Raw genomic sequence first — 23,345 nt, 5'->3', positions numbered from 1 at the left:
ACCGTGTCCACCAAAACGGAAAAATAGGTTAATTGACATAAAAAACGGAATAGACTCTCTATTTAACGGGCTAAATAAAATAAGCTAGACAAAGCACTTTGCTCTGTCTAGCCATACATCCGTTTTATTTATAATCATTGACAGGTCCTTTATCCATCAATACCTCAATTTCATTAGAAGACTTCATTTTTAATTTAGGTCTCCGCTCAGAGTTTGGTTTGCTATAAAGCTCAAGTGGGCGGATGATCACACCATCATTTGTATTTTGAAGCATACCTGGCACACAAGAATAAATACGATCATTGTCATTGGCATGTTTGGAATGAATCGTCACAGACGTTCCTTGATGATTATCGATACTCATAGATACTCTATATCTATAAAAAGAACCTGTCCCGTTTGATTGAGCAGAATAAACAACCGGAACGACAGCAAGGATATCATCATTTAACCGTAGTTTAATAACTTCTGTTTTCATTGATTCATGGTCTCTACCGACATCTCCCATATGCTCAACAGCTCCGTTGCCGTAACTTTTGAGAGCAGAAATTCCTTTCGCACCAAACATAGCCACATCTACTTGCTTTCCTGACTTTGTGTAGACCAATGCATAAATATCATAATCGGTGCCGGACTCCCAAGATACTGTCGCTGTGATCTCAGGCGTTTTCTCTATTATGATCGGTTTATGACCTTTGTCTAGACTAATTTTACCTTGAACTTTTTCTAAACTGATAGGTGCAACAACTTTCTCTTTAGTCATTGTCTTCGTTTGAGCAGGGCCATCAATTGGTTGTTTTTCAGGAGCCATTTGAGGTGTAGAAATATCCTGTTCATCAGGTTCAACCTCCACACCATAAAGCTTGCATAGCCCTTCCAGTCCAGAATCGAAACCTCGCCAGATTGATCGTGCTTTCGTATCACCATTTCTTATATACAGCTCTACCACGACAATGCCCTTTTCATTTGTAAAGTTTACTGGTGTTAGATAAAACACCTCGTCACCTGTTCGAATTTCTGCTTGCAAATGCTTCACTTGAGAAAAGCCCGTTCCTTGATCTTCTGTTAATGTAATAGCCATCTTTGTGATTCCAGCAGGCACTTTGCTCATATCAAAATTCAATTGATGCCTTTTCAATTGACCTGATACCTCTGCTGGTAAAAGTGCCGCTGCACCCGAAGCACTCTCTGGTTGATTGTAGAAAATAATGCCATGATCTCCTTCAACCTGATCCGAATCTGTTAAAAGAAACGCCGTTAAAGAAATATCAATTTCAGATGACACTTCATAGCTGATGGATACCTGTCCCTTTGGAGAGTTTAGTACGGTATTGGCTCCCATTTGCAAAGTATGATTCATTACAACAACTCCTATTCTTCATCTACCATTTAACGTTTTTATAGATCAATTATACCAAATCATGTAATGAAACCTATTCATATCTTTATCTCTTTTCAACCTCTGCTGCGATACCTAAAAACAAACCACTCTCGAAACAATGTGTATAAAAGAATCATTCCTGCTATTATGGTGATGTTCGGCCTTTGGATCCTTCTTCAAATATCCTTGAACATCAAGGTCTTTCACAATCCAACGAACTATTGTGTGGCCATTACTCTCTTTTTTCTTTGTATTCAGGCACTAATAAAACTTAAACGATGAAAAACCCGAACAAGCATATACCACGCTCATCCGGGCTTCTATTTTTTCTTTATTACACTTCTTCACCATTCGTGGCAATGACGTTTTGGTACCAAGAAAACGAATCTTTTTTAAGTCTCTTCATTGAGCCGTTGCCTTCGTTGTCGCGGTCAACATAGATCATGCCGTAGCGTTTTTTCATTTCGCCTGTTGTGAATGACACGATGTCAATGATCCCCCAAGGTGTGTAGCCAATCAGGTCAACACCGTCGTATTCGATGGCTTTTTTCAGTGCTTCAATATGAGAAGCGAGATATTGAATTCGTTCTGGGTCATGAATGGAACCGTCTTCCTCCACTTGATCTATAGCACCAAACCCATTTTCAACGATGAAGAGCGGGATTTGATAACGATCGTAAAAACGATTCAACGTATATCTTAAGCCAGTCGGGTCAATGGACCAGCCCCAGTCACTTGATTTGATATAAGGATTGTCTACACCATGCGGAAGGGCTCCGTTGACAATATCTCCGTCGTTATCAGACACTGCATCACTTTTAACTGTTGTCGACATGTAGTAGCTAAAGCCAAGATAATCTACTTTTCCTTTTCTTAAGCTTTCTTCATCGCCTTCTTCAAACGGAATATGATAGCCTTCGCGTTCGAATTCTTTCAGTGCATAGCTCGGATAGTAGCCTCGAACTTGTACATCTGGGAAGAAATAGCGTTGTCTCATATATTCTTCAGCAAGCATGACATCCTCTGGATTTGAGGAATACGGATAGATTGGTACGTGAGATACCATTGCACCAATTTGAAAAGCAGGATTGATTTCTTTGCCTTTTGCTACTACCCATGCACTTGCAAGTAATTCATGATGTCCTGCTTGATACATGATTTCTTTGGCATTTTCGCCTTCTTTGACTGATACCCCTGAGTTTGTCCATAGAAACAGCGGGTTGTTGACATCCATTTTGTTATTGATTTCATTAAATGTCATCCAGTATGTGACTTTGTCCTTGTAACGATTGAAGCACACTTCAGCGAATTTCGCGAAGTATTCAGCGACTTTTCGGCTTCTGAATCCGCCGTATTCTCTTGCCAAATGAAGCGGCATCTCAAAGTGAGACAGTGTAATCACAGGCTCGATGCCATGCTTGAGCAGTTCATCAAATACATCATCATAGAATTGTAAACCAGCTTCATTCGGTTCCGCTTCATCTCCCTTTGGGAAAATTCGGCTCCAGCCGATCGATGTACGCAAGCATTTTAACCCCATTTCGGCAAACATCGCGATATCTTCCTTGTAACGATGGTAGAAATCGATTGCTTCATGATTCGGATAAAATTTGCTGTCTTCTATCGACTCCGTAATTTGTCTCGGTACTCCGTGGGCACCAGCTGTCATTACATCCACAACACTTGGGCCTTTTCCTGCTTCATTCCATCCACCTTCGAATTGATGTGCAGCTAATGCTCCGCCCCATAGAAAATCTTTTGGTAATGTCATTATATATTCCTCCTATTTCACAATTGTGATCATGACGTCCGTTGGCTGTATCACCACTAGTATATGTACATTATAATTATACCGTTACAATTTATAAATACATATATAATTTTAATCAACATATCAAAGAAAAATCGGTATGTGCTATAATCAAAGAAAATAAATCGTGAAAACAAAGAGGAATGGCTATGTTAAAGTATCAACAAATTGCGAGCGATATTGAAAAATATATTGTCACCCATGAGCTGCAGCAAGGGGACAAGCTTCCTGTACTTGAAACCCTCATGAGCCAATTTGCTGTGAGCAAAAGCACCATTATCAAATCATTAGACCTACTCGAAAGAAAAGGAATTATCTATCAAGTGAGGGGCAGCGGCATCTTTGTTCGAAGACACAGACGCAAGGGCTACATCAGCCTTTTATCCAATCAAGGGTTTAAAAAAGATTTAGAGGAATTTCAACTGACTTCAGAGGTTTTAATGCTAGACACCATCAAACCGCCTGAAGAAGCAGCGCTTAATTTGAATATTGAACAAGATGAGGATGTTTTTTACCTCAAACGCATCCGTTACATCAATGGACAAACCTTATGTCTAGAAGAATCCTATTACAGAAAAACCATCATTCCCTATCTCAACACAGAAATTGCCGCCGATTCTGTTTTTAAATTCATCAGTGAAGGCCTTGGGCTCAAAGTCGGCTTTTCCGATATGTACTTACAAGTGGGCAAACTGAATGAAACCGAAGCAAAACACCTCGGCCTCAAACAAGACGATCCCGCTCTCCGCGTCGAAACCGTCTTTCATCTCACAAACGGCCAGCCTTTCGATTTCTCGAAAATCACATATAACTACATGCAATCCCAATTTTTTATTCAGGCGAATAATTATTATGGGTGATGGATGGAAAAAGCCTCCTGAGACAATCAGGAGGCTTTCTTACGATTTACCTTTCAATCTTTACACATTCCCTCCTTCTTTCTTGAGAAGAAATGCCGTCAATCGCCACATCACCATAATAAATGTCTATATGATCTCTTTTGCCAATTAGAGCAACCGGAAAAGCATGCTGTTCTTGCAGGCACTTTTCGAACTCATCTGGATGAATCTCTACTTCAATTTCATGTCCAGTGAAAGCATATTCAAACGTAAGCGTATGATAAAGATCCACAAGACAGCGTTTGATCCCCTGTTGAAGACGAATGACATCATGAGAAACAACCTCTGTCCACTTTAAAGAGATAACGAACCCTACGTAACCTGCTTCTTTTTGTATGTTGATGGTCATATCATTTAGCTTCGATCCCGACAATACAAACTCCATATAATAACCATCAAAGACATCGTCTTTGATGGTATTTTCTTTTATTCTGTGTTCAATCCACATTTCGCCATCAGGATCCTGACTAAACTTTACTTTGGTAATAGACATTTCTTTTTGAGCTAGATAATCAGACAATTGGCGAAAAGTATTTGGTAAATGAATGGCCTCATAAAAAACGATTCCCATATTGATGTATCCACCCATAGCTATCATGCATCCCTCGCTTTATTTTTTCTTTCATTATACTTTACTCAAACCTGTATTCTGAGAAAACTCATCCCCTTACATGAACACCTCCGATTTAAAGTATCAAAAAGATTCATTTTACGAATGCATTGAACAAACTTATGATAAACGTAACAAGAATGTACAGGAGGATTCATTATATGAGAGACATTAGAGTGTACCATGTCGATGCATTTACAACTGAGAAATTTGGAGGAAATGCTGCTGGGGTCGTGTTGGATGGTGATCTTTTAACGGAGGATGAGATGCAGAATATCGCCAAAGAGTTGAATTTACCGGAATCTGTCTTCTTGCTGCCTGCACATGATAAAGAAGCTGATTATCGGGTCAAATACTTCACACCGACGGAAGAGGTTAATTTCTGCGGGCATGCGACTGTTGGATTGACTTGGCTTTTGGCGACGGAGCTTGGGCTGGCAAAAGAGAAAACAGGGGTCGTGTTAGAAACGAAGATTGGCAATGTTCCTGTTGTATGGCACGAAGAAAATGACAAGGTCGTTGATGTAGAAATGACGCAGGTGACACCGAAGACGCGAGATTTTGTCATCGATTTAGAAGAGCTGAGTGACATGCTTGGTGTCAGCAGTGACCGCATTGATCCATCTTATCCTATCAAATTAGCAAACACCGGAAACTGGCATCTTCTCGTTCCGATGAAGCACCAACAGGACATTGACCAAACGGCACCGAACTTAGCCGCTTTAGGGAAAATGAATAAAGAACAAAATATCACGACGACTCACCTTTATTCATTTCACACCACAAAAGAGGTTGATCTTTACACGAGGGATTTTGCACCTGGGATCGGTATACCCGAAGATCCGGTGACGGGGGCAGCAAACGGAGCATTGGCTGGCTATCTTTATTTGGAAGGTATCATTTCTCAGCAAGAAACCACTCTCCTGCACATTGCCCAAGGGGATGCCATCGGCAGACCTGGCATCCTTCGTATCACGGTCATTCCGAATGAATCAAAGCCTGAGATCAAAGTGGCAGGCGCGGCGGTTATCACTATTCGCGGTGTGTTGACCTTATAAACCATCAGCTTGAATGGGAGGCATCTCGTTCAAGCTGATTTTACTTGAAATGATCTTTGACCACTTCGATCCATCTTTTAGCCGATGGGGATGCTGCTTTGAATGATTTGAACGCCAAGTTGATCTCACGATAGACGCTTGTCTCAAGTGGAATGACTTTCGTATGAGACATTTGCGGCGGCAAAATGAATGTCGGAATGATGGTCACTCCGAGCCCTTCTTGAACCATAGAAATGAGCGTATTGTTGTCTCCAATTTCAAACAAAACTTGAGGCTTCACGCCTCTTTCTTTTAATAATTTCTTAATGAGCAGATCACAGCCCGCTTTTGGCATAATGAATGATTCATCATGTAACGAGTCAACTTCTATCACTTTCTTCGTATGGAAGCGATGATCCTCTTGCATGAGCACCACCAATTCATCTTGGAAAAGTGGAACAGTTTCAAATTCTCTTGATGGCTGCGTTAAAAAACCGACATCAACCGTGCCAGACGCAATCCATTCCTCAATCTCCTCATAACCACCTTCATATAACTCTACCTGGATATTGGGATACCCTTTGGTAAAACGGTGAATCAGCTGCGGAAGCATTTTTGAAGAAAAACTAGAGAACGTTCCGATCTTGATAATCCCCACTTCCATCCCTTGAATCAACGCCGCCTCCTGCTCAAGCAATGCCGCATGGTGGATGATTTGCCGAATATGCGGCATCACCCGCTCACCTGCGTCCGTTAACGCCAGCCCATTTCGATTCCGCCGAAGCAGCACTACCCCTAACTCTGACTCAAGCTTCGCAATATTATGACTGACCCCAGACTGCGTTAGTCCTAGCTTCTCCCCAGCTTTTGTAAAACTGCCGCATTCGACGGCTGTTAGAAATACTTTGTATTGGAATGTGATCAGTTTGGTCACCTCTTTTATATTTATTTAGGCTTAATTAATTTTTGTAAGAACAATTATGATTTGTTCTAAAAGAACGGAAAAAGAGTGCTTTGAAGCACTCTTCTTCCGTTAAATAACCACAGAATGACTCTCTGTATATATTACAACTATCCATACTAAAAAGTTGTTTTTTCTACTTCTGTGCTAGTCATATATTCATCATTAGTTGAATAATCATCTTCAACACTACTTATTAACCATGTTTTTTTATCTTCCATATATTCCAAAGTAAGTTCAACTTCCGAAAATCCCTCTTCGCTTTCACTGTCAACGTATTCAAAAACTTCTCTTTCTTTAACATGAAACTCTACTGGAATATGTACCAAATGGGAACCGCCACTTCCTAATTCATAGGTGGCATTTGAAAAATCAATTCTCGTACCCAGTGCCTTTCCTTCATAATAATTATTTGCATCATAATCAGCAATTACTTTTATATATTCTTTTTTAAGATTATCAGACACGTTTTTTAACTTATTTGCATCCTTCGAATTTTTAGCCTCAACCCTCTGTTTTGCGAAATCATTTATCTCTTGTTTTATATTTTCTTTAAACGTTTTATCAATAATTGGATTGGGTGTTAAATCATACTGCTCCTTTGATCCACCAAAAAAAGAAGATGAGTCAGTATCTTCCTCAACTTTTACTTCGTATTCTTTACTCTTGCCCTCTCCCCAAGGAAATTCAGCCCTACCTTGTAGTGTAATACCATCTTTCACAGGACCAAATGTAGTACCTTTCTCTATTTTCTCTCCTGTTCCTTTACCATTTACTATTATTTCAGTATTAGGTATAGATGAAGAAACACCTACATTATCACCTGAAAAACTAAGGCTCACTTTTTTTTCAAAAGAATTCGCATCAAAAAGTGTGAATTCCTCTTCATCCTTTACTGTTGTATAGTTAAACTTCTTTTCTCCTTTTACTTCATACACACCTGGTCCATAATAGCCTAGAAGTTTAGAATGATTGTCTTCTAAATTGATTTTCTTGCCATTAAAAGAGAGCTCTGCGCCTTTCGTAGCTTCGACTTCTACCTTATAGGCTCTTGCTTTAAGAGTATATTTCTCTCGCCCAAATAGACCCTTCTCTTTATCTATAAAAAATGGCCCCATAGACAAGAAGGCTTTTCCAAATAGACTCTCAGTAAATGTACTATCTTCACCGTCTGAATTATAATACTTTGCTTGATACTCTAATAACTCTACTTGGTTTTCAAATTCTTTATTTTCATCTTTTAGATAGTTAATAATGCTCTCGGCATTCTTTTTATCCCATGACATCTCTTTTTTCTGAAGCTTTACTAATTTAACTAAGCCATTTGCATCTCCATTTTCTACTTTTTCCTTAAATTCTTTTGCCAAATCTGCTGGATTTGTTGAACGTCCAGCCACCAAAAAGATCATAATAAGTAAAAGAACTGCACTACTACCGATAATGAATAACGTCTTTTTCTTCATTTTTCAAACTCCTTAATCAATTTATTTGATTATTATAACACTAAAGTTAAATAATAGAGAATAACCTAAAAAATTCATTATATATGAATCATAAGGTTTATTAATTTTGACTCGTAAAAAATAAAATCCTCGATTGGCTTTAAGCTTATCGAGGATTTTATTTTTTTCCATATTCTCTTCTAATTCGTCGTTGTCGACGACGAAGACCTAGACGCTGCTTCATCAGCCTTCACACAATCAATCGCAACAACGAGCGCAATCATCACAGGCTCCATTTCTTCTTTCAAAATATCGACCTTATAACTATCTCCCCATGTAAACCATTCCTTCTTCACCTGGCCGATCACTTCGCCGCTTTGCAGCACTTGGAAATTCATATCCCACCAGTTACCCTGCACTTCTACACCCGCAGCATCAATAGAATATTTTGCTTTAAAGAACGTAAACTCTTTTTTGATCGTCAATACTTCTTGACCACCAACTTCTACTAAAAACTTCGGTAAAAAGCTAAACATTTTCTTCGTAATCACAGCAATTTCTTCTCGTTCTGTATTCAGAATGGTGAACGTCTTCGGCACCTTCATAAAGCTGCCCTCGACTACATACACATCGTTCTCCTGCTGATCCTTTACCGTAAACCTGCCGGTTAGACTGAATACTTTCTGCTTCATATATAGTTGCTTCATACGTACCTCCGATTAAATTCAAATTTTTATCAGTCATTTATCCATTCTTTATTTACATCTAATTATACCAAAAAATAGAATGATCAAATAACATGTCCGAACTCATGCAAGTTATAATGGAAATATAAACAAAATTGAGAGGGGAACTCATGAAAAAAATCACGTTTTTTGATTGGACCATTCAATTACAAGCAAACTTAACGGCAATAACAGATCATAATGAAAAGAAGATGGTCATTTTAGAGCCATCCATTGAATTAAACGGTGTGATCTGAATTGATGAAAACAACGAGCTACAAATCAAACCGACTTGGGATTGTGTCATTGCAATTGATCCAACCAACAAATCACTGACAATCCGGCAAACAGAAGAAGTATTTGGAGAATTGTACGAATGAAAACAACAGGAGGAACTATGAAGAAAACCACTTTTTATGATTGGACGGTTCACTATCCTGAACATTTAACAGCAGTCAAAGATGATACAGAAAAGAAAATGGTTTTTCTAGAACAGACCGTTGAATTTAAAGGAATTATCCGTATTGATGAGAATGATGAACTGCAAATGAAGCCGACATGGGATTGTGTCATTATTATTAATGCTAAGAATATGTCTGTCACAGTTTGTGATGCAGAAGATGTTGTAGGTTTGCCGTAGAAATTTAAAAGTCTCATTTGAGATGCATAACTCAAATGAGACTTTTTTTAGCGCATTTATTTAATAACCATTTACAAAATAAGCGATCGTCTCTAACTCATCTTCCTTCAGTTCTCTGTTCACATATGCTTGATATTCACTCACGATTCTCTGCCGATCTCCACCATAAAGATCAGTGTATTTCGCTATCATCCGAAGCTTGACTGTTTCCTGACGAAACTCCTCTTTTGTCCATGGCCTTTGGTGTGACGGAATATACGTATCTGCATCAAAAGCTTCTAACTCATCTAAAAGACGCAAAATTTCTTTCACCGTATAATGTACTTTTTCGGCATACATTTTCGGATAAATGCAATCACCAAGAAAAAGGATTTTTTCCTCTTTCACATATACGATCACTGAATCTACGGCATGATCGCCCCCAACATGTTGCACGACACAAGTAACCCCGCCAAGATCAATCTCCATCCGACGGTAAAACGTGACATCCGGTAAAACCACCTGAATATCTCGATGATCCTGATATTCTTCCTTGATGGCCTTCGCGCAGAACTCAATCTCCGTTCCTTCCCTCACCCGCTCATCAATCGCTTCATCTGACCAAGAAAACGGAAGAAGCTTCTCCATTTCCTTTCTGGTCTTTGCAGAAGCAATTGAAACCGTATCAGGCAGCGCAGACAGACCAAAAATATGATCCCAATGCCAGTGCGTGAGGACCACGAGATCTGGCTTGGCGTTCTCTTGTTTTAAGGTCTTTTGGATGAAATAGTTTGCATGATCTTCAGAATTGCCGGCATCGATCATTAATGATTTGTTATTGCCTACGACCATGCCTAGGATGGGGCGGTCGGTGAGTGATACTGGTGTGATGTAGGAGAAGGTTTTGCCTATTTTTTTGATTGTGTGCATGGTGTGCCTGCTTTCTATAATTGCGTATAAGATTTTATTAGGATGTAAATATCTATTCTAAAAAAGTTAATTTATAATTTAAGAAAGAAAACAACTTTTTAATTGATAAGTACTTTTTCTCCTTACATATCCGCTCGAATTATATGTTGAATCTCAAACTTATTTTAAATATGCCTTATTACGACCAGCCTTTATAATTTCTTCTTTGAATTCATCCATTAGTGCTAGAACTATATGGTATAATTCTTTGAATTCATTTTTGGCATCTTGCTCATTACCTTTATATGGTTCAAGATATTCTCCATGTGAAATCTTATTTCTTTGCTCTAATAGCTTTTGATTTATAAAAGCTTTTTTCAATTCGAAATTTTTTTTAGGAAGCGCTAAACTATAAAGTATCTCTTCTAATACTTCATACTTAAGATTACTCTCCGTGGTAATAATAATTTTATCTTTTTCCTTGACTTTAAAAATTTGCTCTTCGTTAGTTATTTTTTCAAATAATAATCCAAATTTAGTTGTGTTATTCGACGCTCTTGCGTCTATAATAGATTTTTTATGATGTAAGACAACAAAATTTTGCTTCAAATCAACCAATTTACATTCTAAACCATTTAAATATTTTAAATACTCTCTAGCTGCCATTTTTATATACCCTTCCCAATGAGCATATAGCAAGGTTATTCCTGACCTAAGTAAGGTCTTTAACATTGCCCCGTTAGAATTCTGTATCTGGCTCTGCAACAACGTAAGTTCTTGTTTTCTCCACGATATCTTACTATTTAACTTATCTTGAAGTCTCTCCAAATTAGATTCCAACATTTAGAAAATAACCTGACCAAAATCAACCATCTTTTTGAATCTATTTAGGGGTTTGGTACCTGGTCTAGTTGCTTGAGCAAATTCTTCTTTTTCATAAATACCTTTTAATATCTCTCTAACATCTTCCTCTGACTCAGCTTTAACTTGTTCAAGTTTATTACTAATACTTGTAATTAAAAGCTCAAACGATCCAATTAATAATGGTCCTACAAATTTTTGTTTATTTATATCATATTTCTTAAATACATCATCAGCTAATAAATTGTTCAAATAACTGAAAGTCTCTTTAAATACTTTTCCTTCCAACTCTCTATCAAAAGTACTATCATCAATAATCTCAATCATTTGTTCGGTAAGATATTCCCCGATATCATCTTGACCGTTTATTAAGGTAACATCACAATATCTGTATACTAAGAATCTAATGACATATTCCATATATTCTTGTTGTGAAGCTTGCTTTTCTGTAAGAGGTAAACAAGTTTTAAAGTTCTCATCCTCTTTTAAACCCGCTACCCATTCATAAAACTCTTTGTCTAACATAATCATTAAACAATTTCGAATCTCTTGAGGACTTAAAGCTGTTCCACCTGTATTCAATCTTTGAAATAACTCATACTTAGCATCTGCATCGCTGCTACGTTTTATAATATTTATATCCAACTTTGCTCTTTTAAAGTCTATTCTTTGTTCACTTGTAAAAGAGTTATCTGATACTTCAGTGTTGTTCCACATTTTCCCTTCAAGTGATGGGAGAAACTTAGTCTTTCCTAACACATTGGGAGGTTCTAGAATACCATCTTCATTTTTTAAGACACCTACAAACTCTAATATTGTAGACAGTCTCTGAAGCCCATCTATCACATCCCAGATTCCACCTTCTCCTTGTGCTACAAAAATAGGTGGAATAGGAATACCCAATAATATTGATTCAATTAATCTAGTCTTTTGATTATCATTCCATCTAAAAAATCTTTGGAAATCAGGTTGAACTTGTAGTTCGTTGTCCTTGTACATATTTATTAGCTCACCGATAGACATAGAATAACTATCCGTTTGAATCTCTTTTGATTTTTTTTCTATCTCATCTTTAAGAGTCATATTTTCACCCCTTAATTATTGTTTCTAGGTCCAAAAAATCTGTCACCATTTAAATGCATCATATGCTCTGGATTATCCGCAAACCATACCTCTGTCTCCCAGGCAATATCTGTTGCATACTTTTTAAAAACAGACATATCTGGAAAAGCAGTAACATATATACGACCAGATTTACAGTTTTCCAATATTTTTTCCAATTCGTAAACCCTTTTGTTAGAAATAGGACCATGAGAAGTTACGGCTTCGATAAGATATATCCAATCTTTAGATTGAGAATACAAGACAACATCTGGTAGCTTATCATGTAATAATGTGGGAATATTTAATTGTTCCGTTCTTTGCTCATCTAAGTACAATTTTTTGTTACTGGTATCTCCTACATACAACAGTTCTGATCCAGGAGCAAAAATTGCAGCAAAATCTTCTATAATGTGTTTTTGCAGTACATTATGTTCTCCTGATGACATGTATAAAGTATTATTTCTAGAAACTTTTACTGGAACCCTGTGGATCTCTTTTGTCTTTTTATATCTATCGGTCAATGTAGAAAATTGATTTTTAAATACAGATAAATTCTCTGCCCACTTTTCTGTATTATATGATTTAATAAGATGAAGAAATTCATCGGTTACTGCATATACAGTATTTCCACTGTTAGTAGGGCGTGTGGGATCATCGGGATTTCGATCAATAATTCTCGCTTGTTCAAATTGATGAATTGTTTGTCTTCTGATAGTTTCGCGACTATTGGGTGCATAAACCTTACCATACTGATTAGCCATAAACTCCATGATGTCTACAATTCTTAAGTGATACTTACCTGCATCTTCCCAAGAATCTTCCTCTTTTACTCCTAATAGAGCCAATAATGTTAGTGCTGAGCGAGTATTCTGCTGCTTAACAGGTAAACCTAAATCTTTTAATGCTTGTATAGCTTGTTGTTCTTTATTTTTATTTCCTTTTTCAGATATATCTGCTTTTTCCATTTTCTCACCTTCATACGTTTCCTTTATTAGAGAATCTATGTCACTGTATTTTATTTCTTCCTCAAGAATTTTTCTACCTATTTCCAATATAAATTCGTAGTTAGGAAAAGGTAACGGTCTAATATCAGAAGCATTGACTTGAGTATTACCATTAATTATACGAAAGAATTTATCTACATAAGAAGAATTTAAAAAAGCACAAATTCCCATAGCCTCTTCCTCACTTAAATCATCATTATATTTGTGTATATAATTCAAGTGATTTTCAATCCCTAAAAATTTGTAATCATAATGCTTTTTAAGATAAGATGCACAAACTATACGTTTAGTCTGTTCTTTAGAAGTAAACCTTTTCAATAGCACATAGTTTTTTGATGGAACCAGAACATTATGTCCACTATCCTTAACACCTAAATCTTTACCATTATCGGAAGGGAAATGCACTTTTTGATTTTTCAAATGCTGCATAAAGATTAAAGGATGATTCCTTTTAGGATTGTATTCCTCGATATTATCTTTATTTCTGAATGTAACTACACGGCCTGTGGAAATTTCCATGTCCATTAATGTAAGATTATTATTCCAACTATCAAACATGTGTAGAATCTCCTCGTCTTCTTCATTTACTGGAAGACGTATAAGATTAATTTGATCCGATGAGTCAATAATTAATTCTTTTTCAAAAGAGTGATGCTGATAACTATCAATTATATTTAAATCATCCGATGAACTTATTGTTATAAACAGAGGCCTTCTATCACGTTTGAAACCACTCAAAATTATACTTTCTTGAAGTACACTTTCACCCTTGAAATTACCTTTACGTTTATTGAATAGATGAAAGTGATCTGGATCAATATAATCAAAAAATTTTGTGCGAAACCTTTCAAAGTAGGCTCCTGAACAATAACTACGTGGAGTAATAAATATAAGTTGTCCTTCGTTAATTAAAAGTTTTGACGCAATAATCATAAACATGAAATACACATTAGGTTGACCATGTATATAATCTGCTAAAATCCTTGAATATACGTGATCTTTCTTAACTTTATAGTATGGAGGATTACTAATGATTACATCATATTTTTCATAATTCAATGATTCATTAAATAAGTCATTTTCAACCGTAAGTCTATTATCAAGAATAAAATCCTCTTCTAGGATTGTATATTCAAATTCATTACCACATTCATGCATCTTTTTTTTACATAATTCCATAACTGATCTTAAATGTGGAGTTACTTTCTTATCTTTTTCGTATAACACTAAATCAATATCTACTCTTATTCTCTGAGTGATAATTCTTTGAATTAAAGCCCCACTCAATGCTCCTAATCCACTACCAGGATCTAACACTCGCAACTTATCCTTTTTAATATTAACGTTTGAAGCTATAAAAGTTGCTATAGAGCTAGAAGTAAAATATTGACCCTTTTCTTTTTTTTCTGATGAAGAAAGAGACAAATTAACTTCACTTGTTAGATTTTCTATATATTCCATGATTTCATTCATAATGAACACACCTTGTATGATTTTTTGCAGTTAGAACAGCATTATAGTAATTTCAAGATTGTACCCCACCTTTTGTCATTCAATATCTTGACCTGCAAATTTTGTATTTATAACATAAAAATTCGAAGTGGAATTTCAACTTTTTAAACGAATTAAAAATTTACAATATTTTATATTCCGTATATATGAAATGTAATTTAACTTACTATTTAATTAGAATAAAAATAGTAATTTTAGAATAAATCTATAATTTCCCTATAAAAGATTATCTTTTATATCATGTTATTATTAATTAAGTATAGACTATTCATCTGCTTTTCTTCAATAGATAACAAATGTTTATTCATCTTTATGCACGTTATTTATGAAGAGTGGTAATCTTGAGAATTTATCCAATTCATTACGAAGTTTTTCCCAGTTTTTTTGAGTTGCTGTTACAAATTGTTTGTAATCTTCACTATTAATAGTTTCTTCTATACAATTATAATTTGTATAAAAACTTTCATTATAGCACCTCTCAGCATAACTAAACCCACTCATTAAGGATTGTAATAATTTATCTTTACTGTCTTTATCCCTATAGTTTATCTTATATATATCATTTTCTATACTATCTAAAATTGACTCTATTATTAGAATCCAGCGTGCTACACTTGGCAAATGAGTTTTATCGACTTCATATTCTTCATCTTTTAAAATTCTTTGCGTAATTAAAAAATTGCTTCTTACCGCAAATGACCACCAATAGAATAACTCAATCGGTTTAATATTTAAGTCACTATCTACCCTTTCTTCAAAAAGGTCGTAAAGTATTATTAAATTTCTGAAATTATCTGTGGCAGCAAAAGCATCTGCATCCATTTCTAAAGTTCTTAAGTCTAATGGAGAGATACTTCGTGATTTTTTATTATTATTTTTTTCAAACATCGAAATAAATTGGATGGAATTTCTATCTTTTGAATTTAGGTATTCGCAATGTCCATTGAGTAAATGTCCTAATTCATGTGTTATTATAAACCTTGATACAAATATAGTAAGCAATCCAGCTAATTTAGTATCTATAACTTTACTATCAAAAACATTAGCTTTTCCATTATCATCAAATTTAACCATTTCATAAGATAAATCATCAGTGACCTCCTCTTGGTTAAAATGTAGTTGTTTTATTAAAAGGTCGCTTCTCATCTTTGTAATACTATATAAATAATCAAAAAAATTATCTATAACACCTTTATTTATTATAATATTATCAGTAAATTTTTCAGACCATGCTTTTCCACCTAAATTTACATCTTCCTTAAGATAAAAATTTAGTTTATATTTAAAAGTGTTGGTTTTGTTCTTTGAAATTTCTTTTATAATAAATTGATACTGTTCATAAATAGCCAATGCTCTATTTTTAATATCAACGTAAAAATCTTCTTTATTCCTCAAATTACCACCTCATTAATTTCATAACCTACAATTACTTATGATAAGGCTCCCCCCGCACAATCCGAAACGCCCGATAAACCTGCTCAACCAACACCAGCCTCATCAACTGATGCGGGAACGTCATTTTCGAAAATGACAGTTTCTCATTTGCACGCTGCATCACAGCATCGCTTAATCCAAGGGATCCGCCTATGATGAAACACACCTTGCTTTTTCCGTATGTTGCCAGCTTATCTATTGTATCGGCTAATTCTTCGGAACTTTTCATTTTTCCTTCGATGGCGAGGGCGATGACATGGGCGTCTGGGTTGATTTTGCTTAGGATGCGTTCGCCTTCTTTGTCTTTGATGATTTTCATGTCTTGCTCGCTGAGGTGTTCGGGTGCTTTTTCGTCCGCGAGCTCAATGATCTCAAGTTTCGCATAGGCCTGTAATCGTTTTGTGTATTCGGCTATGCCTTGCTTTAAATATTTCTCTTTTAATTTTCCTACTGTGATAATTGATATATTCACAGGTCATCCCCACCTTAAGAACAAGTTATTCATATATGTTATCAACAATTGTGGATAAAATTTGTGTATTTTGTGTCCGATCATTCGTTCCCCACTATATATATTGCAGGTTCATCGCACAATTCACAGGTTGTGGATAAACTGTGTGTATGTTCGATTTTTCTGAATTCTGGCGGCGTTTCGTGATCATCTATGTACATGTCTAGTACGGTTTCTATATGTTCTGCACAAGCATAAAATATTTTGTTCATAAGTTTCTTATTCCTCCAATATGTTCTCCGGTTATTCACATTATTTCGCTCATTGTTCAATATAACCGATTTATTCACATGTTAATAGTCTTTTACTATTTTCCACACCTTTTATCCACAAACAAAACAAAGAAGCCTCCACTCCTGTGTGAAGGCTTCTTTCTATATAAACGGATTATAAAATCTCGTTCCTCTAACAAATGTAATCACTAACGACACGATCAGCACCACGCCAACAAACAATAACGCAGCATAATCTGCTTTTTGAAAGTCTTTCGCCGTAAACCATGTGCGTTTTTTATGCTTTCCAAAACCGCGCAGCTCCATCGCATTGCTGATGGTCTCAATCCGCTCTAGGCTAGAAAATATCAACGGCATCACAATCGACAGCGCATTTTTGATCCGTTTCCCCAGTTTTTCATTCTTCGATAAATCAATGCCTCTTGCTTGCTGAGAAATTGCGATCGTTCGAAAATCACGCTGAATATCTGGAATGTAGCGTAGAGCAATCGCAACCGCATACGAAATCCGGTAGCTGACCCCGATTCGGCTGAGCGATGAGGCAAATTCACTTGGATTTGTTGTCACGATAAATAAAAGCGCTGCTGGCATGACCGTCACATATTTGAGTGTAATATTCAACTGATAGAAAAGCTGTTCAAGTGTGACGTTGTACCAGCCGGCAATATGAAATAGTTCATGCTTTGCTCCGTAGATCGCGACTCCTTGCTGCGGCGCAAAGATGTAAATGGCGATGTTGTTAATCACTAGGAAAATCGCCAGGACAATCACCACGAAGGAGATATCACGAAATCGCACGTTCGACAATTGAAAGAACACGATACTGGCAACTAGCATAAACACTAAAACACCTGTATCATACGTGAGCATCGCTGCGGATGACCAGAGGATAAAGCAAATGAGTTTGGTTGCCCCTGTCAGCCGGTGAATCGGCGACGGGCGATCGATATAGGACAGCATGTCTACAGCCATGTCATTCGTTCCTTTCTGTCAACCTCAATGAAGCGATCCACGAGTTCATTTGGATTTGGCCAGTCTGCTTTAAGCGCCAGTTCATACAGCGATGTTTCCTTTAAGCTCGCCTTTTGGACAAGCAGTTGATCTGTCAGCACTTTGGCTGGTGTATCATCTGCGATTTTTTCTCCATCAGAAATGACAATGGTTCTTGTCGTATATTCGAGCATTAGATGCATATCATGGGTGATCATCAAAATCGTGACACCCTGCTGATTTAATTGCTCTAAAAACGTCATCATCTCTGTGTAATGTCTAAAATCCTGGCCGGCGGTTGGCTCATCTAAAATCATGATTTCTGGCTCTAATACAAGAATTGATGCGATCGTGACGCGCTTTTTCTGTCCAAAGCTGAGAGCAGAAATCGGCCAGTTCCGAAATGGGTATAAGCCGCATACTTTTAAGACTCGCTCCACCCGTTCCTTGATGTCTTCTTCCTTTACGCCTCTTAAAACGAGACCGAGTGCCACCTCATCAAAGATCATTTGTTTTGAAATCATTTGATTTGGGTTTTGCATGACGACTCCGATTCGTTCGGAGCGCTGTTTGATCGTATCTCCTGTGATGTCATCGCCATTTAGATGAATGGTCCCTTTTGTTGGCTTTTCGAATGCACAGAGCACCTTGGATAGTGTCGTCTTGCCTGCCCCATTGGCTCCAGCGATGCTGATCATTTCTCCTTTTTTGACGGTAAAAGAGATGTTGCTCAGCGTGTTTGGTCTTGTCGGATAGTCAAAGCTCAGTTCACGTACTTCTAGTAAATCCTGCGCTGCATTTTGCTCGACTGATGGCTCAGACGCTTCCATCCACTGCTCGATTTTCATTTTTTCCTCATCATTTAATGTAAGTTGCTGTAAATTTGCAATCTGATCTCCGGGTGTAACTGAAATACCTGCATATTTCATGGCTTTTACATATAAAGGCTCACGTAAATACGCCGCTTCTAATACATTTGAGGCAAGCAATTCATCTGGTGTCATATCCGCTGCTATCGTGCCGTCATTGACGACGATGATGCGGTCCACCTGGCGGAAGAGGACGTCCTCTAACCGGTGCTCAACCATCACGACGGTTTTTTTCGTTTGTTTTTGCAGTCGATCAATAAGATCGATTACTTCTTTGCCTGTAGCGGGATCAAGGCTTGCGAGTGGTTCGTCAAACAGCAAAATGTCGACTTCGTTGACAAGTACGCCTGCGATGGCGACACGTTGTTTTTGACCGCCTGACAGCTCATGTACAGACGATGCCAGCTTGCCATCTACCTCTGTTAATTTTGCCGCTTCTTCGACACGTGCTATCATTTCTTCGCGTGTGACTTGATCATTTTCAAGTGTAAATGCGATGTCTTCTCCAACGGTCAGCCCGATAAATTGTCCATCAGGGTCCTGAAGTACCGTTCCGACGAGCTGTGAGAGGGAGAAAATGTTCTCTTTCTCTGCATTCTTCCCTCCGATGTGAAGACTTCCTTCCATAGAACCTTTATAAGACGCAGGAACTAGCCCATTGATACAATGGGCTAGTGTGCTTTTTCCCGATCCAGACGGGCCTGCGATGAGGACTTTTTCGCCTTCATAGATGGTCAGGTTAATATCTTTCAATGTCGGTTCTGCCTGACTGCGATATTGGAATCCGAAATGTTCGAATTGAATCATCGGTTTCTTCATTTATGTGTTCCACCTTGCTTCATGATGTTTCTTTCGATAGACTGCCGCTTTTGCTTCTCGTTTTCGCATAAGCCGCAATGATGATGGTTCCTAGTACACCAACTGTGATGATGTTTGAGATTCCTGCGGTAAAGCCTTGGAAAAATACCTTTTTTGCTGGCTCAGCATAAATTGCTATGTCGAGTAATGGTGCAATAACAAACCAGCCAATTGCCTGCACACTGATTTGCACTACATTGAAGAACACGATTTTTTTCCAACCAAAGTCGCCCTCTTCTACTTTTAAACGGTTCGAAATGAAGCCGATCAATAACCCAACAACACCTGAAACGATAATCCAGCTCCACCAAGGGCCGAATGTGGTGGCATCTTTAATGAGATGCCCAATAAACCCAATCAGTGCGCCTGCAACAGGACCAAATAGCACGGCCATTAATGCAAGGAATGCATACGATGTTTCAATTTGTGTATTCGGAATCCCAGTTGGAATGGAGACGAAGCGTCCTAAAATGACAAAGACGGCTGCGCCAATTCCGATGGCAACGACAGTTTTCGTTGAAAGTTGTTTACCTGCCATGATGTATCCTCCTCTTATTCGTATATAATGCGCGGAGCTTTGCGAATCGAAAGGCGCCAGCCTGTGCCTGTACCGATGTTATAAGCCTTTGCAAATGACCCTTGATTGATCGCCACGCCTAAATGATCGAGTGAATTGACATATACGAGTGGTTCGCCTACCTTTAAATCGGCAAAAGATCGTCCATAGGTCATGATATTTTTATACACATTTTTTGGCCCGTTGGCAATGGTAACTTCTATTGCATCACCGTAATTAATTGAAAGTTGTTCAAATAACGTGTGATGAATGTTTGTCCAGAGGTTTCCGAATCTCACGTCTAAAATATCAATCGTCCCTGTGATGACTTCTTCTTTCGCATAAGCCTGTACGACTGGAAGGTGAATAATATCATCAATATCCGCCTTTGGCCCAACCTCTTCAAAAGAAATCACACCTGAAGCAATTCTCGCCCCTGTATACGCGTAAATATCTCTCCCATGGAAAGTATGTGATTTTCCCGACTTTGCCAGCCGGTTAATGGTTTCATCTAAATAACGGGCTTCCACTATGCCAATATCCTGTGCGACGTGCGTAAGTGTCCCGTTATCTGGGGTAATGATGTAGTGCGAGCTTGTGGTTTTGACGACAAGACTCTTTCTTTCTGACCCAACGCCTGGGTCAACGACGGATACGAATACCGTCTCTTCCGGCCAGTACGTGACGGTTTGGAGCAGGCGGTAAGATGCCTCCCAAATGTCATACTGCGGTATATTGTGTGTTAGATCAAATAGGCGGATGCTGCTGCTGACCGTATTTGCCACTCCGTACATGGCGCTGACTGCTCCATCATCAATACCGAAATCTGATTGTAAAACCAATGCATGTTCACTCATGTCAATCTCCCTTTCATTTGAAAAAATGGATGTGGTGTTTCACGTGGAACATTTGAACATTTGTATGAAAAAAGTGGACAATAAAAAATACCCCATCCTTATCTTGAATCATAAGGACGAGGTATTTGTCTCGTGGTACCACCTTTATTTACTGTTTGCTCGCGCTAAACAGCCTCTACAAGTACAAAGCTCCAATCTGGCTCATATACTGTGGTTTTGATAACGAGTACCAACTCTCGTCGTGTCCTACTAATATCATAGATATGTTCAGCACGAGGCTCAGAGACCATTTTTCGAATCATTATTTTTGCTTCTTTTCAGCTGCCGAAGCTCTCTGTGGAAAAATTGATGATTGTACTTTCTCTCGTCATTGCCTGTTTAACTATCTTGAATTAAAGCTATCATACATGATGTTTTTTGATAAATCAAGATATTTTTCTGAACATTTTCAAAAATGAGTCAACTGGTGTTGAAAGAGTCTTCTTTTGATAAAATTTAAACAAATGTTAAAGAGCAAGATATGGTGTCTTTCCTTTCTAGCGGTATAATAAAGATGAAGGGAGGTACAGCGTGTGTGGACCATCTGTATGAATGAGTTTAAGCAGCTCTTCAAAAGCACAAAATCCATTTTAACAATTGTTATTATTTTCATTTTATCTACTTTTGTTTCAACTCTACCGTTTATTGCTGCTCATCAGGACAAATGGGAGGCAAAGGATCCTTATTCCATTGGGAATGAACTGGTGATGTCGTTATTTGGTTTCTTCCTTATTTTCTTATTGTCTCACGATATTTTAAGCCGAGAAATTCATTTGAAAACCATTCGTTTTCTCGTCAGTAAAACCACTCGTTTGAACATTATTATCGGGAAATATCTTGGACTGATGCTGTTTTGGCTTAGCTGTATCATGACGACATACGTACTGAATATGGTGATTTCACATCGTTTCCTGTTCTCTGATGCGTTAAAAATCTTAACCTTTATCAGTGTCGGTATCTCATGTGCTTTATTTTTGTCCATGCTCTTTCCAACCCCACAGAAATCAATGTTTGTTGGGATGTTGTTTTCCTTTCTTTTCCCAATCGTCAGTATGATATCTGTTCTTTCTTCAGAACGATTGATTCATTGGTTCCAATATATGACGCCTTATTATTATGTGCGCTTGAGTGAGCCGCTGACCTATGTACTCTTGAATACAGCATTGACCGTTATCTTACTCATTGGAACAGCACTCCTATTTCAAAGGAGGGATGTCTAAATGCTACATACAAAAGAACTCACAAAAAAATATAGGACAAAAGTCGCGATAGATCACATTACCCTTGATGTCAATCAAGGTGATATTTTCGGGCTCATTGGACCGAAGGGTTCTGGTAAGACGACGTTTTTCAATATCATTACGGGAATTTCCCGGCCAACCTCTGGGACGTTTACGATGATGAATATGCCTTCATTAAAAAAGGTGAGGCAGCATATCGGTGTTCTGCCTGAATATACGGATTTATATGAAGGGCTTACGGCACTTGAACATATTGCCTACTTATCAAAAATCACCGGAACGCGCCAGAAAACGAGTGATTATGAAGAACTGCTCGAATTTGTCGGCTTAGATCGCTATCATCAGGAAAAGGTCGGTTCCTTCACACCTGGTATGAAGAAACGGCTCGGCATGGCGCAGGCTATCGCCCATCGACCCGAATTTATTTTACTCGACGAGCCTTTTGCTGATATTGACGCAGATTCGATCTTGCACATCCAGCAGGTCATTGACACGTTAAAACATGAAGGGAAAACCGTCTTATTAACGGCTGACCACCCAAGGTTCACAAATAGTATTTGTACAAAAACTGCTTTTATTTCTGAAGGAAAATTAGTGTCCCCCCATACACATCCTCAAGAGAAAACCATCACATCCTCAAACATACGTGCAACCTTCAAGCATGCGTGGATTGATGATGAGGTGAAGCCTGTTCTCACGCAGTACTTACAAACTGTTGGAACAGATCTTGTGATCAGTGATGACGAGACCTCATTGTTGATTCGTTCAGAAGCCCAAGTCCCATCGATCATCCGCGCTTTCGTGAAATGCAAAGTTGATTTATACAGAGTCACGGCTCAGGATGCCATGAGCACCTCATAAAAAAGTACCGTAGCGATCCGCA

General features: G+C 37.8%; 24 protein-coding genes and 1 other annotated feature. Of the genes, 7 read left to right on the top strand and 17 right to left on the bottom strand.

The window, feature by feature from the left end:
* Positions 1-124 precede the first annotated feature (124 nt).
* Entirely contained in the window at positions 125-1,360 is a 1,236-nt protein-coding gene (locus MHH40_RS10940; RefSeq protein WP_050944625.1) for a TerD family protein, read from the bottom strand.
* Positions 1,361-1,501: 141 nt separating this feature from the next.
* On the opposite strand from MHH40_RS10940, the gene MHH40_RS10935 reads away from it, so the two are divergent.
* On the top strand, positions 1,502-1,663 hold the full coding sequence (locus tag MHH40_RS10935) for a hypothetical protein (RefSeq protein ID WP_233421717.1): 162 nt from the start codon (positions 1,502-1,504) through the stop codon (positions 1,661-1,663).
* Between the two features lie 52 nt (positions 1,664-1,715).
* Here MHH40_RS10935 and bglA read toward each other — a convergent pair whose 3' ends face one another.
* A complete protein-coding gene (gene bglA, locus MHH40_RS10930) occupies positions 1,716-3,155 on the bottom strand; it encodes a 6-phospho-beta-glucosidase BglA (RefSeq protein WP_340901425.1) in 1,440 nt (479 codons plus the stop codon).
* Positions 3,156-3,340: 185 nt separating this feature from the next.
* Between bglA and MHH40_RS10925 the strand changes: the two genes are divergently transcribed.
* Positions 3,341-4,051: a GntR family transcriptional regulator gene (locus tag MHH40_RS10925; protein WP_050944627.1), complete on the top strand. Its 711-nt coding sequence runs from the start codon at positions 3,341-3,343 to the stop codon at positions 4,049-4,051.
* Positions 4,052-4,097: 46 nt separating this feature from the next.
* Here the strand turns inward: MHH40_RS10925 and MHH40_RS10920 are convergent, their stop codons facing one another.
* Positions 4,098-4,661, bottom strand: coding sequence for an Imm64 family immunity protein (locus tag MHH40_RS10920; protein WP_050944628.1), 564 nt, complete (start codon positions 4,659-4,661; stop codon positions 4,098-4,100).
* A 200-nt stretch (positions 4,662-4,861) separates the two neighbouring features.
* On the opposite strand from MHH40_RS10920, the gene MHH40_RS10915 reads away from it, so the two are divergent.
* Positions 4,862-5,758 carry a PhzF family phenazine biosynthesis protein gene (locus MHH40_RS10915; RefSeq protein ID WP_050944629.1) on the top strand — a complete coding sequence of 299 codons (897 nt, stop codon included), beginning with the start codon at positions 4,862-4,864 and terminating at the stop codon, positions 5,756-5,758.
* A 40-nt stretch (positions 5,759-5,798) separates the two neighbouring features.
* Here the strand turns inward: MHH40_RS10915 and MHH40_RS10910 are convergent, their stop codons facing one another.
* The 3 genes from MHH40_RS10910 to MHH40_RS10900 all read right to left on the bottom strand — a co-directional run bounded on the left by MHH40_RS10910 (position 5,799) and on the right by MHH40_RS10900 (position 8,847).
* Entirely contained in the window at positions 5,799-6,671 is an 873-nt protein-coding gene (locus tag MHH40_RS10910) for a LysR family transcriptional regulator (RefSeq protein ID WP_233421718.1), read from the bottom strand.
* A 146-nt stretch (positions 6,672-6,817) separates the two neighbouring features.
* On the bottom strand, positions 6,818-8,161 hold the full coding sequence (locus MHH40_RS10905) for a TcaA 3rd/4th domain-containing protein (RefSeq protein ID WP_050944630.1): 1,344 nt from the start codon (positions 8,159-8,161) through the stop codon (positions 6,818-6,820).
* Positions 8,162-8,340: 179 nt separating this feature from the next.
* The gene (locus tag MHH40_RS10900; RefSeq protein WP_050944631.1) at positions 8,341-8,847 is read right to left on the bottom strand and encodes an LURP-one-related/scramblase family protein; all 507 of its coding nucleotides are present in this window, start codon (positions 8,845-8,847) and stop codon (positions 8,341-8,343) included.
* A gap of 149 nt (positions 8,848-8,996) precedes the next feature.
* Here MHH40_RS10900 and MHH40_RS10895 point away from each other — a divergent pair, with 149 nt between their 5' ends.
* Positions 8,997-9,122: a hypothetical protein gene (locus tag MHH40_RS10895; protein ID WP_267885140.1), complete on the top strand. Its 126-nt coding sequence runs from the start codon at positions 8,997-8,999 to the stop codon at positions 9,120-9,122.
* 119 nt (positions 9,123-9,241) lie between these two features.
* Positions 9,242-9,505, top strand: a complete 264-nt coding sequence (locus tag MHH40_RS10890; protein ID WP_233421719.1) for a hypothetical protein — start codon at positions 9,242-9,244, stop codon at positions 9,503-9,505.
* 60 nt (positions 9,506-9,565) lie between these two features.
* On the opposite strand, the gene MHH40_RS10885 is transcribed toward MHH40_RS10890, so the two are convergent.
* The 11 genes from MHH40_RS10885 to MHH40_RS10835 all read right to left on the bottom strand — a co-directional run bounded on the left by MHH40_RS10885 (position 9,566) and on the right by MHH40_RS10835 (position 21,182).
* On the bottom strand, positions 9,566-10,414 hold the full coding sequence (locus MHH40_RS10885) for an MBL fold metallo-hydrolase (protein WP_050944632.1): 849 nt from the start codon (positions 10,412-10,414) through the stop codon (positions 9,566-9,568).
* 159 nt (positions 10,415-10,573) lie between these two features.
* Positions 10,574-11,236, bottom strand: coding sequence for an MAE_28990/MAE_18760 family HEPN-like nuclease (locus tag MHH40_RS10880; protein ID WP_050944633.1), 663 nt, complete (start codon positions 11,234-11,236; stop codon positions 10,574-10,576).
* On the bottom strand, positions 11,237-12,337 hold the full coding sequence (locus tag MHH40_RS10875; RefSeq protein ID WP_050944634.1) for a DUF262 domain-containing protein: 1,101 nt from the start codon (positions 12,335-12,337) through the stop codon (positions 11,237-11,239).
* An 11-nt stretch (positions 12,338-12,348) separates the two neighbouring features.
* On the bottom strand, positions 12,349-14,835 hold the full coding sequence (locus MHH40_RS10870; protein WP_340901066.1) for a BsuBI/PstI family type II restriction endonuclease: 2,487 nt from the start codon (positions 14,833-14,835) through the stop codon (positions 12,349-12,351).
* A gap of 339 nt (positions 14,836-15,174) precedes the next feature.
* Complete coding sequence (locus MHH40_RS10865; protein ID WP_050944636.1) at positions 15,175-16,269, bottom strand: hypothetical protein; 1,095 nt, start codon at positions 16,267-16,269, stop codon at positions 15,175-15,177.
* Positions 16,270-16,300: 31 nt separating this feature from the next.
* On the bottom strand, positions 16,301-16,780 hold the full coding sequence (rlmH, locus tag MHH40_RS10860) for a 23S rRNA (pseudouridine(1915)-N(3))-methyltransferase RlmH (RefSeq protein WP_050944637.1): 480 nt from the start codon (positions 16,778-16,780) through the stop codon (positions 16,301-16,303).
* An 80-nt stretch (positions 16,781-16,860) separates the two neighbouring features.
* Positions 16,861-17,031, bottom strand: coding sequence for a CxxH/CxxC protein (locus tag MHH40_RS10855; protein ID WP_078061753.1), 171 nt, complete (start codon positions 17,029-17,031; stop codon positions 16,861-16,863).
* A 162-nt stretch (positions 17,032-17,193) separates the two neighbouring features.
* Complete coding sequence (locus MHH40_RS10850) at positions 17,194-18,024, bottom strand: energy-coupling factor transporter transmembrane component T family protein (RefSeq protein WP_050944638.1); 831 nt, start codon at positions 18,022-18,024, stop codon at positions 17,194-17,196.
* Entirely contained in the window at positions 18,015-19,730 is a 1,716-nt protein-coding gene (locus MHH40_RS10845) for an ABC transporter ATP-binding protein (RefSeq protein WP_050944639.1), read from the bottom strand. Before MHH40_RS10845 ends, MHH40_RS10850 begins: the two co-directional genes overlap by 10 nt.
* A 19-nt stretch (positions 19,731-19,749) precedes the next feature.
* Entirely contained in the window at positions 19,750-20,307 is a 558-nt protein-coding gene (locus MHH40_RS10840; RefSeq protein ID WP_050944640.1) for an ECF-type riboflavin transporter substrate-binding protein, read from the bottom strand.
* A 14-nt stretch (positions 20,308-20,321) separates the two neighbouring features.
* Positions 20,322-21,182, bottom strand: coding sequence for an SAM hydrolase/SAM-dependent halogenase family protein (locus tag MHH40_RS10835; protein ID WP_050944641.1), 861 nt, complete (start codon positions 21,180-21,182; stop codon positions 20,322-20,324).
* Positions 21,183-21,291: 109 nt separating this feature from the next.
* Positions 21,292-21,562, bottom strand: a binding site (T-box leader).
* A gap of 192 nt (positions 21,563-21,754) precedes the next feature.
* Between MHH40_RS10835 and MHH40_RS10830 the strand changes: the two genes are divergently transcribed.
* Positions 21,755-22,441, top strand: a complete 687-nt coding sequence (locus MHH40_RS10830; RefSeq protein ID WP_050944642.1) for an ABC transporter permease subunit — start codon at positions 21,755-21,757, stop codon at positions 22,439-22,441.
* On the top strand, positions 22,442-23,323 hold the full coding sequence (locus MHH40_RS10825; RefSeq protein WP_050944643.1) for an ABC transporter ATP-binding protein: 882 nt from the start codon (positions 22,442-22,444) through the stop codon (positions 23,321-23,323).
* Positions 23,324-23,345 lie beyond the last annotated feature (22 nt).

The sequence above is a fragment of the Bacillus sp. FSL K6-2431 genome, from assembly GCF_038005165.1.
Lineage (GTDB): Bacteria > Bacillota > Bacilli > Bacillales > Bacillaceae > Bacillus > Bacillus pumilus.
Note: the sequence above shows the minus strand (reverse complement) of the source record. Positions and strands in the feature narration are given on the sequence as shown.

Coding starts and splice junctions, on each gene's coding strand:
- MHH40_RS10940 (WP_050944625.1), bottom strand. CDS start 1,360: ATGAATCATACTTTGCAAATGGGAGCCAATACCGTACTAAACTCTCCA.
- MHH40_RS10925 (WP_050944627.1), top strand. CDS start 3,341: ATGTTAAAGTATCAACAAATTGCGAGCGATATTGAAAAATATATTGTC.
- MHH40_RS10920 (WP_050944628.1), bottom strand. CDS start 4,661: ATGGGAATCGTTTTTTATGAGGCCATTCATTTACCAAATACTTTTCGC.
- MHH40_RS10915 (WP_050944629.1), top strand. CDS start 4,862: ATGAGAGACATTAGAGTGTACCATGTCGATGCATTTACAACTGAGAAA.
- MHH40_RS10905 (WP_050944630.1), bottom strand. CDS start 8,161: ATGAAGAAAAAGACGTTATTCATTATCGGTAGTAGTGCAGTTCTTTTA.
- MHH40_RS10900 (WP_050944631.1), bottom strand. CDS start 8,847: ATGAAGCAACTATATATGAAGCAGAAAGTATTCAGTCTAACCGGCAGG.
- MHH40_RS10895 (WP_267885140.1), top strand. CDS start 8,997: ATGAAAAAAATCACGTTTTTTGATTGGACCATTCAATTACAAGCAAAC.
- MHH40_RS10890 (WP_233421719.1), top strand. CDS start 9,242: ATGAAAACAACAGGAGGAACTATGAAGAAAACCACTTTTTATGATTGG.
- MHH40_RS10885 (WP_050944632.1), bottom strand. CDS start 10,414: ATGCACACAATCAAAAAAATAGGCAAAACCTTCTCCTACATCACACCA.
- MHH40_RS10880 (WP_050944633.1), bottom strand. CDS start 11,236: ATGTTGGAATCTAATTTGGAGAGACTTCAAGATAAGTTAAATAGTAAG.
- MHH40_RS10875 (WP_050944634.1), bottom strand. CDS start 12,337: ATGACTCTTAAAGATGAGATAGAAAAAAAATCAAAAGAGATTCAAACG.
- MHH40_RS10870 (WP_340901066.1), bottom strand. CDS start 14,835: ATGAATGAAATCATGGAATATATAGAAAATCTAACAAGTGAAGTTAAT.
- MHH40_RS10855 (WP_078061753.1), bottom strand. CDS start 17,031: ATGAACAAAATATTTTATGCTTGTGCAGAACATATAGAAACCGTACTA.
- MHH40_RS10850 (WP_050944638.1), bottom strand. CDS start 18,024: ATGGCTGTAGACATGCTGTCCTATATCGATCGCCCGTCGCCGATTCAC.
- MHH40_RS10845 (WP_050944639.1), bottom strand. CDS start 19,730: ATGAAGAAACCGATGATTCAATTCGAACATTTCGGATTCCAATATCGC.
- MHH40_RS10840 (WP_050944640.1), bottom strand. CDS start 20,307: ATGGCAGGTAAACAACTTTCAACGAAAACTGTCGTTGCCATCGGAATT.
- MHH40_RS10835 (WP_050944641.1), bottom strand. CDS start 21,182: ATGAGTGAACATGCATTGGTTTTACAATCAGATTTCGGTATTGATGAT.
- MHH40_RS10825 (WP_050944643.1), top strand. CDS start 22,442: ATGCTACATACAAAAGAACTCACAAAAAAATATAGGACAAAAGTCGCG.